The organism is Paenibacillus sp. 1-18 (genome assembly GCF_000520755.1).
Lineage (GTDB): Bacteria > Bacillota > Bacilli > Paenibacillales > Paenibacillaceae > Paenibacillus > Paenibacillus brasilensis.
This window is the reverse complement of the sequence record NZ_ASSB01000352.1, coordinates 22382-37597: the sequence shown is the minus strand read 5'-3', so window position 1 is coordinate 37597 and position 15216 is coordinate 22382. Positions and strand designations below refer to the sequence as shown.

General features: G+C 45.3%; 14 protein-coding genes and 1 pseudogene. All 15 read right to left on the bottom strand.

From position 1 onward, the window contains the following. Positions 1–7 precede the first annotated feature (7 nt). The 15 genes and pseudogenes from L693_RS0123475 to ftsE all read right to left on the bottom strand — a co-directional run bounded on the left by L693_RS0123475 (position 8) and on the right by ftsE (position 15153). Complete coding sequence (locus L693_RS0123475; RefSeq protein WP_025720456.1) at positions 8–370, bottom strand: hypothetical protein; 363 nt, start codon at positions 368–370, stop codon at positions 8–10. 297 nt (positions 371–667) lie between these two features. Then, positions 668–1966, bottom strand: a complete 1299-nt coding sequence (locus tag L693_RS0123470; RefSeq protein ID WP_025720454.1) for a helix-turn-helix domain-containing protein — start codon at positions 1964–1966, stop codon at positions 668–670. A 47-nt stretch (positions 1967–2013) separates the two neighbouring features. Further along, positions 2014–2164: pseudogene (locus tag L693_RS32505) on the bottom strand (transposase); the annotation flags it as partial. A 338-nt stretch (positions 2165–2502) separates the two neighbouring features. Beyond that, entirely contained in the window at positions 2503–4926 is a 2424-nt protein-coding gene (locus tag L693_RS0123465; RefSeq protein WP_025720452.1) for a glycoside hydrolase family 44 protein, read from the bottom strand. 146 nt (positions 4927–5072) lie between these two features. Next, positions 5073–5246, bottom strand: a complete 174-nt coding sequence (locus tag L693_RS30790) for a hypothetical protein (protein ID WP_197030040.1) — start codon at positions 5244–5246, stop codon at positions 5073–5075. 19 nt (positions 5247–5265) lie between these two features. Continuing rightward, complete coding sequence (locus tag L693_RS32500) at positions 5266–5379, bottom strand: glycoside hydrolase family 48 protein (protein WP_442950190.1); 114 nt, start codon at positions 5377–5379, stop codon at positions 5266–5268. A gap of 414 nt (positions 5380–5793) precedes the next feature. Beyond that, positions 5794–6177, bottom strand: a complete 384-nt coding sequence (locus tag L693_RS0123455; protein WP_025720450.1) for a hypothetical protein — start codon at positions 6175–6177, stop codon at positions 5794–5796. A gap of 203 nt (positions 6178–6380) precedes the next feature. Next, the gene (locus tag L693_RS0123450; protein WP_025720448.1) at positions 6381–7586 is read right to left on the bottom strand and encodes a DUF4179 domain-containing protein; all 1206 of its coding nucleotides are present in this window, start codon (positions 7584–7586) and stop codon (positions 6381–6383) included. Beyond that, positions 7573–8109, bottom strand: coding sequence for an RNA polymerase sigma factor (locus L693_RS0123445; protein WP_025720447.1), 537 nt, complete (start codon positions 8107–8109; stop codon positions 7573–7575). The genes L693_RS0123450 and L693_RS0123445 overlap by 14 nt, the downstream gene beginning before the upstream one ends. A 174-nt stretch (positions 8110–8283) precedes the next feature. Further along, on the bottom strand, positions 8284–8841 hold the full coding sequence (locus tag L693_RS0123440) for a class I SAM-dependent methyltransferase (RefSeq protein WP_025720445.1): 558 nt from the start codon (positions 8839–8841) through the stop codon (positions 8284–8286). Between the two features lie 179 nt (positions 8842–9020). Next, positions 9021–10337, bottom strand: coding sequence for a PDZ domain-containing protein (locus tag L693_RS0123435; protein WP_025720444.1), 1317 nt, complete (start codon positions 10335–10337; stop codon positions 9021–9023). 164 nt (positions 10338–10501) lie between these two features. Further along, entirely contained in the window at positions 10502–11968 is a 1467-nt protein-coding gene (locus tag L693_RS0123430) for a S41 family peptidase (protein WP_025720442.1), read from the bottom strand. Positions 11969–12175: 207 nt separating this feature from the next. Further along, complete coding sequence (locus tag L693_RS0123425) at positions 12176–13459, bottom strand: murein hydrolase activator EnvC family protein (RefSeq protein ID WP_025720440.1); 1284 nt, start codon at positions 13457–13459, stop codon at positions 12176–12178. A gap of 100 nt (positions 13460–13559) precedes the next feature. After that, the gene (gene ftsX, locus L693_RS0123420; RefSeq protein ID WP_025720439.1) at positions 13560–14477 is read right to left on the bottom strand and encodes a permease-like cell division protein FtsX; all 918 of its coding nucleotides are present in this window, start codon (positions 14475–14477) and stop codon (positions 13560–13562) included. Beyond that, entirely contained in the window at positions 14467–15153 is a 687-nt protein-coding gene (gene ftsE, locus L693_RS0123415) for a cell division ATP-binding protein FtsE (protein WP_007432660.1), read from the bottom strand. The genes ftsX and ftsE overlap by 11 nt, the downstream gene beginning before the upstream one ends. Positions 15154–15216 lie beyond the last annotated feature (63 nt).

Sequence of the window (15216 nt, the reverse complement as noted above, 5' to 3'; positions counted from 1 at the left end):
ACAAATACTATCTTCTAACCTTAAAAGTATAAACTCCAAGTTTGGCTCCATTAGATTTAAAAGCTTCAACCTGAGCTGTACCGTAGCCAATCATCTTAGCTTTATAATCATGAAGTTCGACAACATCACTTCCGTACAAAATCATCCAGTTAGAACCTTCCATTTCATATGTGCTACCTATGCCTAAACGAAGTGTGGGACTATCCTGCTTTGTAATGGGTGCTTTTTCTCCGTTGGCAGGTTCAAAAGTTACTGTAACTGTCGCTGGGGTTACAGCTGATGCCGTTGAACTTACTGGTGAAGCTGAAGCTACTCCCCCCAAAGATAACGCTAACGCTGAAATTGATAGTGCTAAGATGGCTTTTTTCATTTGTCATTTCTCCTCTTTAATAGTTTTCTTTAAAAGTTTCCAAGCTACTAAATGCCTTGCTTTATGTCTGTGACTACGTTTCCTGTTATTCTCAAGCTATTGCTACTTTACTAATCAAACATTGAACTTCCAAGCAATTATAGACATCAACAAGATATTAACCTTTTCATTTCCCCACCTCCTTTCTTCTAATTAATTCCATTATATTTCTGATGTCTTTTGAGAAGGATATTTTTAAACATATCATTTCTTTTTTTACAAAATAATCAATAAAAAGACCAATCCCTTAAGATTGGCCTAGTCTAATTGCATATTATCTTGAAGAATCTCCATAGAAACTGGTGGCTTAAACCAATTTCTTCGCTTGGATAATGAAAGATAATTGAGAGTATCCTTTTGTCCTTTTAATATTCTCCCACGTCTGTAATGGTAAATGGCAAGCTGGTACATGTAACAATAATAATAGGTCAATTGTTTAACATCATCAGATTCCTGTAATCTCTTTATTTGTTCAGAATATTTATCAATAATAGAGTCTACATCAAAATTATGCTTATTGGCAGCTTCTAGTATGGTTATAAGCCCAGAGCTTATCTCTTCAGGGTGATTTTCGAGGAAAGTTAAATACTCAGGAAGGATATCCCTATTACCTAATAGTAAATCTAAAGTATAAGAGTTGGCTTTAGCCCACAAACGGAATTGCTCTACATCTGCTTCACCTTCTAAATCAAGCCCTTTAAACCAGCTTAAATCTGCATAGCCCTCAAGCTCTGCCCTTGCCTCCTTAATAAATTCTTTCTTTTGCAAAGCTGTTGAGACAGAAAGGAATCCGTAACCGTAGTAAAATACCAAGTGCCTTTCTGCACGTGACCAATTATATGCTCTTCTTTTTTCCTTCCTTATTTGCTGATCCATATAGATTACATTAGCCAATTTCTTTAATTCGTAACCGTACTTCTCTACCTCATCCCATTTGTGTAAGTGAAAATATATATTTGTCACCTTATAAATCGCCTCCAACTGATAATGCTCAGGAAGCAAATTACGATAAGGAGTAAATTCCAATACTAACTCAAGACTCTTTTCCAAGTCAGACATTGTATAAGCTTTAAACCTTTTGTATTGGCTTATGGCCAACCGCTCCGAATGACGATATTTTTCATTTTCGATTACACATTCATAAAAAGGGATAGCTTCCTTTTCTCTGCCTTCGGAATATAACTCTTCTCCAAGCTCAAATATCGTCGGTACATAGGACAAGTCCTCTGACAGTCTCCACAATACTTTTTGAATACAGTCTTGCCTCTCCAACTCCACACAACGCAATAAAAAGGGCTTAATCCGTTTCCAGTGCCCTTTTCCTTCGTAAAAGCATTCATCTATGTATAACTCATACAGCCAGTCATCAGGATATCCCAGTGCTTGGGTAATCAAGTCCATCTGCCGAACCGAGATCGGCTTAGGTGGGTTACTATTCAGCATGGTACTGAATGTACCACGGTTAATTCCAGATATTTTACTGAAGCTGCTAAATGTATAGCCCCTTTGCTTCAATTCTGTCTCTATCTTCGAGCGGATCGTTGGTGTATGTTTCATTCCAATCCCCCTCTTTAACTTGAAGAATTATATTTTCCGTATCTTCTAACATTTACTCCTTTTCGCTCGCATCGTTCCCTGTTTTTTTCCTATCTCTAGTTTCAATTTCCCGTAGATTACTTGTCTTCTATACTTCCGAGCAAATAGCTATGATAATTAATGGTTCCACTTCGTATGTGCCAAACTGCTCTTGTCCATCCTTTGTCCTCTCTGGTAAGTTTGAGCGGTTGGCAGACCGACTCTCATCTTATCACCTGAGTTCAAAGGATGACTACTCATAGCTATAAGCTTTCCTGAACCCCCCAGTCGAACTGGAGGGGGTGTACAAAAAAAATGAACAGGTGGGATACTAAATCCCCCTGCTCATTTCAGCGATGGTACTTATTTAATTTAAAAATGGCAGTATCTCCCGTAATCCAAACTTGAGTGTGCCATTCATAGCCGTTTGATCAGCTAGTGAACCCCGCAGTGCTGGCTCTCCCCATCGGCGCAAATCATCGATTGATTCACATGTTGCCGTATAACGGACGCTTGTCTTAATTAGCTGTCGGTTCGGCTCCCCAAACAAGTACGCCATTATGATACAACGTAGCTTTCGTATGATCAGCAAATGAAGTTTGCGTGCCTTTATACGAGTAATCGTCACTTTCGTTATAGTCCGACCAGTCTGTTTTATTCATACGGGTTTGAATTTGGCCCGTGCTTCCTCCAGGTGCTAACACGCCTGCATTCGAGTTGAAGCTGACTTCCAAATAATAATCAGCCCCTGTTACAGCTTTATCCATTTTAACCAGCTTGCCGTTCACCTTCGAGCTGCTCAGCGTCGCATAGTCGCAGTTGAATGTCTGCGCGCGGTCGCCGTCGATCGTGTAGTAGTAGCGAATTTTCAACTCGTTGATCGGTACGGAGGTTGTACCTTTGTTTAAAATTTGGAAATACGGCTTAAATTGATTGTCGTTCACACTGGTATCCCCTGCGCGATACTGGAGCACCAGTCCCTTTGGCGGCTGCTGAGCATCCGCTTTCGGCGCTGCGCTAGCCGTGTTCGACACCGTTTGTCCTGCATCGCTCTTCGCTACGACTTGGTAGTAGTACGTCGTGTCTGCCGTTACGGCTGTGTCGGTGTAGCTGCTTCCGTATACATCGCTCGCTACTGTGGCGAACGCGCCGTTTTCAGCCGTCGAACGCTTCACTTCATAGCTTACCGCATTCGCCGATGTTGTCCAGCTCAGTTTTACTTTCGCCGTTTCGCCCGCTGCGTTTAGCGTGAAGCTTTTAGGATTTTCCACAGGTGTATCATTGCCGGCAGTCAACACGATGTGATAAGCCGTCAAAGGCGGTACTGTATAGGTAAAGCGGTTGCCTGAAATTTGCGTAATTGGCGCTGCTTCCTTAATTTCCGAGCTATTTTTGTCAAAGCCCCATACTTTACCGGAACCGTAAGTCGTCTCGCCGGAAAGATTAAATTGGGCGTCGAATGCGCTGTCCATGCTTTTATTCATGACAACGAGGTGCAGTTCTTTGTAGGATGCATCCGTTACGGAAGCATGCACCGAGCTATTAACAATATCTGATGTTTGTGCATTAACGCTGATATCGCCGAAGGTAGAGCTTTTTCCGTCATAATTGCGGTAAAGCTTGTAAGCGGCACTAACGTAGTTGTTGGCATCATCCTTTAACTTCCAGTAGTTTGCCATATAAACATCGTTTTTGCCCAAGATGCCCAGCACATCGGTCATAGCTATACCGCCGGAAATATCATTTTCGCCCCCGTAGCTATACTCGGTCAAAGCCAGCTTGGTTCCCGGGTAATACTTGTCCACCGACTGTTTCAATCGAGGCAGTAAAGGCAAGAATTCGCTGTTCCATTGAGCGATCCAGCTATCTTCCTTGTAGGTCGGATCCCACAAAGTACGAGGCGCCTGCATTCTGGCTTTCTTCGTTTCGTCATTGCCTACCTCATTCGTAATTCGTATTCCTCCGCCCATCGCTTCAGGATACCAGTGCACATCGAAAACATCCAGCAATCTCTTGCCTTCGGCTTGCGAACTGAGGCGCATTTGATCCAGGTAATAGTCCACGAACCAACTGTAGTTGCCTTTTACAGACTTCCAATCAGGTGCAGTTTGAAGATCTTTATAGGCGCCAAAACCGTAAAGAACTGGCCCAAAAATTTCCGCGCTCGCGTCAACCGCTTTGACTGCCTTGGATAAACTTACCGACCGATCTACCAACTCTTTCGCTCCGACTTTTTCACCATGAATACGCGGATGCGTATTCGACCAGAGAGCTGGTTCATTGTCGAGCGCATATCCTTTCACACCCGTCTTTGTTGAAGCAGCGCCGTACTTTTTCACTAAAAAGTTGACGAATTCATCTGCATAAACCTGATTGTCATTCAGATCAGGCTGCAGTTGAAACGGCGCATTTTTGGCGTTTACGACCTGATTCCAACGAGCGGAAGGAGCCTTTTCGCTTTCCTGCACACTTCCGTTTCCATCCTTGGCCACATAACCGGCCATCGGCAGCGTAACTAAAGAATAAGTGCCAAGCTTCAGCGATTGATCATGAAACGAAGTCGTCACCGCCCCCGGCTTTTCACATTCGGCTTTTGTCAGACCGCCTTTGTTGCATAAATAGTCACCGCTGGATTGCAGCCAATCGCTTCCTGCATTGGACATATTGTTTTCCCAGTTGTATCCGGTCATTCGATTGCCACCAAGTCGTCTGGCAGCCAGATTTTCATCGCCTGCCAAATCCTCATTCGTACCGTATATATAAGGGCTAATAGGCTTACGATCCTTGGATGTATCGACTTTAATGGTAACGGTCTTTGCCGTTTGACCGTGAACTACAGTTGTAGCCGGTAGAGTCCCCCCTACTATAATCGTGCATGCCATGACGACAGGCAGCCATTTGGAACGTTTGGACAAAATACCACTACTATTTTTCGCCTTCATGCCGCCTTCCTCCTTTAAATTTGAAAAGAGCGGCACCCATACGAGTGCCGCTCCGTCAGGCTTTAAAGCTCCTGACCCCAAACGGGTTGATCGTTCTGGTACAGCGTCACCTTACTCTAATCTGCAAATTAATTTTTTGTAGGATCTTAGGAGTATTCATCTGCCACATTGTAGTTCGTCCACTCGTTTTTGTTGATACACGCTTGAATTTCGCCAGTCGAAGCTCCAAGTATCCGGTTGACTACACTCTCCTCTCCGTCCGAAATCCAGAATTGGCCTGGATCTTCAAGTATTGCAACAGTCGTATTCACATTGCACATGATGGGTTTGCCGTTTGCATCAAGGTAGTACCGTTACCGGCTTCTTGTTGACAAATGTGTAATAGTACAGCTCTGCTATACGTTCTACCGACCAAACCTGCATATCGAACCATTTGTTGGACGGAAGGTCCATATACATAGATTACCATATAACCATATAGTAGAACATGAATTTTGCCGCAAAGTTGTTCTAGCTATGTCACCGCCTTTCATTGAAACTGGACAAACTTCGATAGGTTATCTATTCATAGAAAGGAATATACTGGGTAGAAATGGAACCTTCATTGCCTTCCAATGCTTTTACGAATACTTAAAAGTCATATTGCTTTATGTAGCTTTTATCATCTCAAAATAAGAAAAGAATGGTGAGTAAACACGGAGCCTGCTAAACCATTCCTCATGGGAAATTAATACCGTCCAGTCGCCACCGGCGGCGATCACGACCCCGTTTATGAAACGGGAATCTTCAGACGCAACAGTTTTTCAATATTTTCATCATTCTTCTTCAATCTATTCAGAAACTCTTGTTGATTCACACCCATCTCCCCTACCGTACCTTATCCTTTTGAATTAGCTCATAATAGATACGTGCAGGTTCTGATTCTCCAGTGGATAAAATGTATTCTGCCAAAGGGGCACATAGCTTTTGGAGGTAAAAGGAATATAGCAGCTCGGCTGTGTCAAAATGAATGTTCAGCACCTGCTTCATCAGTCCTTCAAATTTGGAGTAATCCAGTTCCTCCGGGGTAATGTCAAACGGGTACTCAGGGAAGGTTTTCCTCTGAATCTCAACAAATTGTTCTCTAAGTTTCGGATGATTGCCTGATCGGGCAGCCGAGAAATTCATCATAAAAAAAGATATAAAATCTGTCTCACGGTCACTTAACCCGTAATACTCACACCAACGCATGAACATCAGCGGTTTTACCATACCTAAATCCCCTTTAACAAAAACTATTATGAATCACACAAAAACTAACAGGTTCCAGCATATGTAATATATAGGTTAAGCCCCATTTTAAAATATGATTCCTTAAATGAATTTTGCTGTTTAACATATCCCCTCATTTTCACAAGAAAACTCTCCAGATCTTTTTCATCCGAAGAGTTCACTTATTTTCTCAATATCTGACCTTATTTGGGCTTATTTTCTCCGATAGGGATTTTCATTTCCAGTTCAGGCAGGTATGTTCTTTTCCAATTCCCACTTTCATCATATACAGGTTTGCCTTCTGGTCCAGTTACATTGAAATAGGGTTTAATGGTAATAAATTTCGGTGTCTTTTTAAAGGGAGCTACGAATATCTTGTAAACTCCAGGCCTTATTTTAGTACCAGGATGTCCTGATCCTCCAGTAATCCATTGCTGTTCATGTCCCTCATCATCCAAGATAGCGTAGTCCACTTTATTCATAGCGAGCCCATACCCGTATGTCTCACGCCCAAGCGTTGTCGGCCCCGGGCTTATGTAATGCGTCTTGGTCACAATCATGGTCGACATGGGTGTCATCTCTATTTTTTCCACAATCAAACGGGTAAAATCATTTGATTTTTCAACCCGGGGAGTGAGCACCCTGTTCTTTGAGGGAATTTTTTGCACAAGTAATTCAAACTTAAAAGGTTCTTTTATTCCTTGGATTTGTATGTCTGCCTTTAGTTTAAATTGGTCAGGAAGCTCCTTTCCTGAAGAATACATTTTCTCTAAATCACTATAATGAATGATGACAGAACCAGGTGTGCCTCCAGAATTAGTAATCAGCGAAGGACTATCAAATTGAAAAGGTTTGCCATTGTACCATAATGTGATATCCTCAATTCGGTCTTGCAGCGCTGTGCCCAAGGCCTCCCCGTTACTTTCCAGTGTTAGAGCCAGACGAACACCGTCATAAGCAACCTGGGATATACGGAGTCGGGTTCCGTTATGAGTGCTGCTGGCCGTTGTCTTTGTCACCAGACCTGCTTTCTCGACCTCCTGAAGCCCTGGGTCACCTGCTCGCATAAATGCATTACCACCTGCTGTTGAGAACCCTTGATTAGCTGCTAACTGCAAAACATTGTTGACCATGGGTACTTGCCACAACATTTTCGCCATGCTAGGAGAAACGAATGCCGAGGCTACGATTCCACTGCTCAACACCATAGTTGTTGTGAGCAAAGTTCCTATAAATCTACGATGGCGTGAGGTTGAGTCTGCTTGGCCCATATTTTGATAGATAAAACCTGTCTCAATCTGGCTATATACAGCCTCCAGCCGTTGCCGCACATATGGTGTAATGACATGCTCATTGCGAACTTTTGCTTTAGCTGTTACCCACTCATTATCAAGTTCAATATCTCCCATGGATCGGTGTTCCCCTTTCTCCTGAGTTTGATAGCATGCGAAGCAGAGATTTCCGTGCGCGATACAACCGTGTTTTGACCAGACTCTCTGAAATGCCCAGCGTTTTCGAAATCTCCTTAATATTCAGATCATAAAAATATCTTAAAATGATAACAAGCCGCATCGGCTCTTCCAATTGATCCACTGCTTCATGCAGTTCAATATTTTCATACTCGCCAGAAATACCTACTTGGTATGAAAACTCAGATACAGCAACGGAGCGGGAACGCTTTTTAGCAATTTTTTTGGATTCATTAATGATGATCCGATACATCCAGGTTTTAAAGAGACTCTCGTCCCGCAGTGTACCCAAAGACTTATATGCCTTGAGTATGGCTTCTTGTAGCGCATCTGCACTATCTTGTTCATTTCTCAGGATAGAGTACGCCATTCCGTATAAATCATTTTCAACTTCTCTAATGATGTTCACAAAAGCCCGTCTATCTCCATGTTGTGCCTTCTTGACTTCATTCTCGATATCCAAAGGAGACCTCCTTTCAAGTTGCCTATCAATTAGATCAACTGGCAGGGCGATCCGTTACAATTTACTTCCAAATTACACAACAAAAAAGACCTGTTCAACATCTTAATGACGCTAACCGGGTCTTCCCAAAAATCCTATATTCGTTTTTATTCTATCCTCTACATAGTTGACAGATCACAGGCTGCAAGTGAATACATAAGCGGGCGGGACGTTGTAGTGTACCTTTTTAATCTGGATGTCAGCAAAAAAGGTGCGAAAGAAATTGTATTTGACCTTGCTGTACTGGAACGTAATGAATTTGCCCTCCTGACCCAGAACCTTGGCTGTTTGTCCCAAAATAAGGCTGGATAAGGCGGCTGGCAGGCTGGTAAAAGGAAGTCCTGACACGACATAATCCACCTTAGGGACTTCATACTGGCGCATATACTGCGCTACATGCTCAGCCGATCCGTGAATAACGTGCACCCGTTCCAAGTGTCCATATTTGCTTTTTAGTGTTTTGTAAAACGATTCATTGGTTTCGATCACTAGAAGTAGTGTTTCCGGACGCTTGTTTGAGATCAACTCTTGCGTAAACACACCGGTACCTGCGCCATATTCAATAATACACGATGCTTCGTCAAAGGAAATCGGTGTGGTTATTTGCTTGGCCAACTGTCTTGAACTGGGTATGACAGCGCCTACGCTGCGTGGATGCCTAATATACTCTCGAATAAAGTGAATTGCATTCATCTTTTCCTCTCCCTGCTTCACACACTTGATAGGCATACGACTCATCAACATATCGTATTACATATTCATTGTATATTGATCAGAATAGTGATTTCAAGCAGGCGACTACCTGAATATAAAAAAGAGCGCAGAGTCTTATTCGATTCTAATCAAATAAAGACTGCCCTCTTATGATACATCTATTTTTTCACGGTGTCCAAACTTGCCCCATCTGCCTTCGATGCCTGTCCAGCTTTACGTCGCCGCGCACCTATGTGCATGGCAATAATCCGGTAGATTGAGGCTGGCTGTATGGACACAGCCCAACTCGCGTCCTCATCTGGTGCAAGCACGACCCCTAGCTGGTGATGATCGCCATCGTACATGCCACGCTGCACAAACTTGATTTCACCCTGAAGGTTGCGTACCTCCAGCTTGCAAAATGCAGAATTGATCCGCAAGGCCTGGTGCAGCTCGGCGCGGCTATTCACAATCACGCCGTTCACACGGTAAATGGCTTCGCCTGGCAAAATGCCCATGGCCGTCGCCGGGCTGTCCGGCAGCACAGCAAGAACGCGCATTCCCTGCTCCGGATGAACAAACATCGGACTGAGACGGCTTTCCTCAATATTGCCATACCAGATCAGCGCTTCGTGGGCGAGGAAGGAGAATAACGCTGCAGGCAGCATCAGCGGGCTCCACCAGGCCGCCAGCAGGCTCAGCAGAAGCAAAGCCACGCTGTACAGGAGCAGGCGGTTCGACGTGAGCACCGCCTTTTGACGTGGTAGGTGGCCCAGCGTCACGCTGCTGAAGCCCATCAGGACTGGCAAGGCTGCCAGCATATATCCCGCTCCGGCATCATCGCCGAATAAAGGTGTCCATGGAAGCGTGAAGCCTCCCTGAACGGGAACCAGCAACAGCAATGGAATCGGCCAGAGGTCTTCCATACGGTAGCCTCCAACCAGTCTTCCACGTTTGCCCTCCACAAATAGCGGAGTGGCTGCCTTTCCTCCTTGCCAGCGAACTAGCAGCGCCTCAGCCACGTGCAGCGCAGCGACCAGCACCAGCAATGCCGGTATATCCAATCCGCGGATGGCTGCTACCGATGTTCCGAGCGCCCCCTGAGGCTGCCAGCCATCCGCGACGTTCAAGGCAAATTGAGCCACACCCAGCAGACCTACAGAATAGGCCAGGCACAGGTAACGGACACGTACCAGCATGAGCAGCAATGTGGTCACCCACAGACACACGATGGAAGCTGTGTTCAGATGCACGCTGACGAACATTCCCAGAGCGGAAAGCACTATTCCAGCAATCAAACCACTCCATACGACGCGCCAGGTTTCTCCTGCCCAGCTGTGCACTTTGGTATGAAAGAGCTTGCGCTCCAGTAGCATTTGCCGACGATAGCCAAGCGCGACAATGAGTATTGAGATATAGTAAAACGGCTGCAAAAGCAGGTACAAGCAAGCATTCAGAACGCTCCATCCCCATTGTAATGCCCATTCCAAGTTCATTCACACTCCTTATGCCCCTGGCCCGCTGTATAGCGGATCACGTACATTTCATATCCATTTATTCTATATGAAATTGCCAACGTAGGGAAGACAAACCGGCAGACTGCAAATAAATCCCAATATAAAAGGAGGCTGTTTCCAGCCCCCTTGTTGTAGCCTTACTATTATTTCGCTGCGCTCGTCTTCATTTCCTTCCGAATCTCTTCAATCCCCTGCTTGAGTTGATTATCGTTTTTCGGATCACGAATTTTTTCGATCAGCTTCGCTTCCATTGCCGCAGCTGTCTTCGCGTCAATGATACCGCTAGCCGTCAGCTTCGCCTGTTTTTGGAAAGCAATCACAGAGCTTTCTGTCGCTTTGTCAAAATAGCCGTCTTCGCGCCCCGGATTGTAACCCAAGCCTTGCAATATGATTTGCGCATTTTTTACATCGCTGCTATTCATATTGTATTTCAAGGACTTTTCTTTGTTCAGTGGTGCCGCTGTGAAGTATTCAGGCTGCTCCACTGCGATATCCGGCTTAATCCCTTTTTTATGAATCCACGTTCCATTTGGCGTCAGCCATTTGGCAATCGTGATTTTAAGCAGGCTGCCGTCACCCATTTGCTTGTCATAGCTGGTTTGTACAGTTCCTTTACCAAAGGAATTTTCCCCGATCAACACTGCACCAGCGGATTGCTGGAGAGCACCTGCCAGGATTTCGGACGCGCTGGCGCTGCCTTTATTCATCAGCAAAGTCACCGGATAATTTTTGCTTGAACCTTTGGATTTCTCTTCTTCACGCTTCTGGTTCTTGTCTTCCACTTGGACTATCGTTTTGCCAGAAGGAACAAATTGCTGTGCAATATCAATAACGACAGAAAGCACACCACCGGGATTATTACGCACGTCGATGACGAGCCCTTTAAGCCCTTGTTTTTCCAGCTTCGCCAACTCTGCCTTGAAACGTTCTGCTGTATTCAAGGAGAATTGGGTGATCGTAATAACACCTACACCGCCGCTTTCCATATGAGCTGTGACGGTTTCCATATCAATGTTGTCACGGGTAATCGTATATTCGAGCGGATCAGGAGAGCCGCTGCGCTGAATTTTGACCTTAGCCTGACTGCCTTTGGGTCCACGAATTTTGGAAACGGCCTTGTTCAGATCTAATCCATCCAGTGATTCACCGTTAACAGACAGAATAATATCCTTAGAGCGAAGCCCCGCCTTTTCAGCCGGAGAGCCCTTAATTGGCGTTACTACGACTACTTTCCCGTTTTCAGCCGCTACCTCGGCTCCGATCCCGGTAAAAGAGCCTTCAATAGACTGCTCGAACTGCTGCGCAGTTTCCTTGCCCATATAAGAGGAATACGGGTCGCCTAGCGACTCCATCATACCATTGATGGCACCATCCACCAGCTTGGTACGATCCACATCCTGATAATATTGTCCCTGAATCAGGTCCATCGCTGTCTCGATTTTGCGGATATCACTTCTGGAGGCGGAACTACTTCCTGTCACACTTGCCAGCAGCCCTTCGCCCAGAGCGCTATTCCCCACTGTGGTCGTTCCGGTATAAGCAAAAGTGAGCAGACTACCGCCAAGCAGCCCAATCACCATCAGGAGTACTGCTGTACTTTTTTTCAACATCTAATCGTCCACCGCCTTCTCTTTATCTTGTATCCTATTCCTTCACAACGCATATCCATTCACGCAGTATACGTCTAGCTTGTACGGAATATGTTAATTGTATCCTACTCCGTGTCTCAATGCACATGTTCTTCATCAGGCATCAAGCTATGAAAGCAAAGCCCTATCTACAACCGTATGGGCTACAAATAGGGCTTGCCTCTTCAACTATAGATAGTTCATCGGGTTTACAGGTTTATTATTTTCGCGCACCTCGAAATGACAGTGAGGACCTGTTGAGTTGCCGGTCGAACCAATTTCCGCAATTTTTTGACCGCGTTTCACCGTCTGCCCTGTATGAACTACCGTACCGCCATTGCGAATATGTCCGTACAGGGTCCATAGCCCGTCTCCGTGGTCAATCACAACTGTGTTTCCATAGCCACTCCACCATTCCGCAACAATGACAACACCGTCTTCTGCTGCATGAATATCGGTTCCTTGCGGAGCCGCCATATCAATGCCTGTGTGACCTTTAAGCTTGCCGGTAATCGGATGTACCCGCATGCCAAAAGTAGACGAGAGTCGATAATGAGATACAGGCAAAGCCAACGTGCCCGATCCGCCCGTATACGTACTGGCTGCCGCATGGCTGGAATTCGAGCCGCCGCCTGAGGATGAAGAAGCATACCGCTTGGCTTCAGCAGCACGTGCAGCCGCCCTAGCGCGTGCTGCTTTAGCAGCCTGCTCCGCTCTGAGCTTGTTTTTCTCCTGCAACAGACCCACACGCTTGTTAGCGAGGGCTACCAGCATATCATTTTGCTCTCCACTGATTTCATCTGACTCAGCAATATCATGATCATAATTGGCGATCAGTCTTTGCTTCTCTTTCTCCTTCGAATTCAGTTCTGCTTTGGCGTTCTGCTTGAGGGCATACAGCTTCTTGGCATTTTTATATTCGGTGTCAAGCTGCTTCTTCTTGCTTACTACCAGAGCCTTGTCCTTTTTATGCTCGTCCAACAGGATTTGATCCTGCTCCACGATCGTTTTCAAGGAATCTACCCGGCTGAGAAAGTCGCTAAAGCTGGTCGAAGACATAAGCACGTCCATATAGGAGACGGTTCCATCTGTATACATCAAACGCACGCGGGTTTCCAGCATTTTTTCCCGTGAATTGATACGGTCAATTGCTTCGGCTAAATCTTTTTTAGTCGCACGCAGATTATCTTCCGTTTGATCAATCTGAACCGCTACACGAGTCAGCTGATCACTGACACTGTTAATCTGTTCAAGTACCATTTTCAGGTTTTGCACGGTTTTATTTTTATAATGCTGGGCATACTGTTTATCTTGAGCAGCCTTTTCCTGCTGTTGCTTGGCAGATTTGGCCTGCTTTTCCAATTGTCTCAGCTGCGAATTGATTTCACTCACGCTTTTGGCGTATCCGTCAGAAGGCTGAATCAGCAATGCGGCTACCAGGGTAGCGGCCAACACAGATCCTGTTTTCTTCAACTTGCAATCCCCATCCTTTACCGCAAAATCTTTATCGCAACATAACAGCGGGCTTCCCCGTTCTAATTGATATTGATTACGACGTCCACCAAATGATTCTTTATACCTTTAAGAACTTGCGCATGGACAGGGTACTGCCAACAATGCCGACCAGCATCCCCAAAATAACCAGCAAAGCACTCAGCTGAATCCAAATGCCTCCAAGCGGCATCAGCTTCAGCATATTCAGTGCGATGTCTCCCTGAACGGCTGTGAGCAGACGCTGATAGCCTGTAAATAAAATACCTACGGTAATAAGGGAACCAATGAGTCCAATAAGTGCTCCTTCGATAAAAAACGGCCATCGTATAAAAAAGTTGGTCGCACCGACCAGCTTCATAATGCCAATTTCTCTGCGTCGTGCCAATATGGTCACACGAATCGTATTCGAGATCAGGAACATGGACATAATTGCCAATCCAGCTACGAATATAAAGCCAACATTACGGATCAGCTTGGTGATCGTAAAGAGCGTCTCTACGGTTCCTTTTCCATAACGAACCTTTAAGATCGGCTTCTCTGGATGCAACGTATTCAGCTTCTCTATCTTTTCGGCCACAAATGGAACCGTCGTTGGTTCAATAACCTCTACCACAATTTTGTCCGGCAGCGGATTGCTATCCTTGTCAAAACCTTCTAGCAGATCTTTGCCGCTGTCTCCCAGATCCTTGCGCAGCTCTTCCAATCCTTGAGCTTTAGTCACAAAGCTGGTTTTGCTGATTTCCGGCATGGCCGCGATTTCCTTTTGCAGCGTTTCACGCATGCTTTGATCCACATTCAGCTCCAGAAATACGTTAACCTCCACCTTACTATCGGCTTGATCAGCCAAGGAGTTGACGTTGAGCACCAGCATGATAAACACGCCCAGTATAAGCAGTGACACAATAATTGAGGTGATGGATGCCACAGACATCCATCCATTGCGGAATATGTTTTTAAAACCTTCCCGCATATGGCGCAAGAAGGTATTAAAAGTCATATCCGTACTCCCCTCTTACCTGATCTCTTACGATGTTGCCATTTTCGATGGCAATAACGCGTTTGCGCATGGAGTTCACGATGTCCTTATTGTGTGTCGCCATTACAATGGTTGTTCCCCGGAAATTAATTTCGTCCAGCAGCTGCATAATCTCCCACGATGTTTCAGGGTCCAGATTACCTGTCGGCTCATCGGCAATGATTACCGAGGGATTGTTCACGATAGCCCGTGCAATCGCTACACGCTGTTGCTCCCCACCGGAAAGCTGGGCAGGCTCACGATTCATTTTCTCTTTCAAGCCCACCAATTCGAGTACCTCTGGCACCCGTTTGCGGATCAGCTTTTTAGGAGCCTCGATAACTTCCATGGCAAACGCTACGTTCTCATACGCCGTCAAACGCGGCAAAAGACGGAAATCCTGAAAAATGACTCCGATGTTACGACGAACATAAGGGATTTTACGCTGTTTGAGCTTCCCGATATTAAATCCATTAACTGAAATTTGCCCCTTGGTCGGTACTTCTTCTCTATAAATAAGCTTCATAAAAGTCGATTTACCCGCCCCGGACGGGCCGACTACGTATACGAATTCATTACGGTCAATTCTGACCGACACTCCCTGAAGTGCGTGGGTCCCGTTAGTATAGGTCTTCCACACATCCTGCATTTCAATCACTCGATCACTTCCCGCTGCTTAATCATGTTACCTAATAACCTAATAACCATTCGACATATTCCA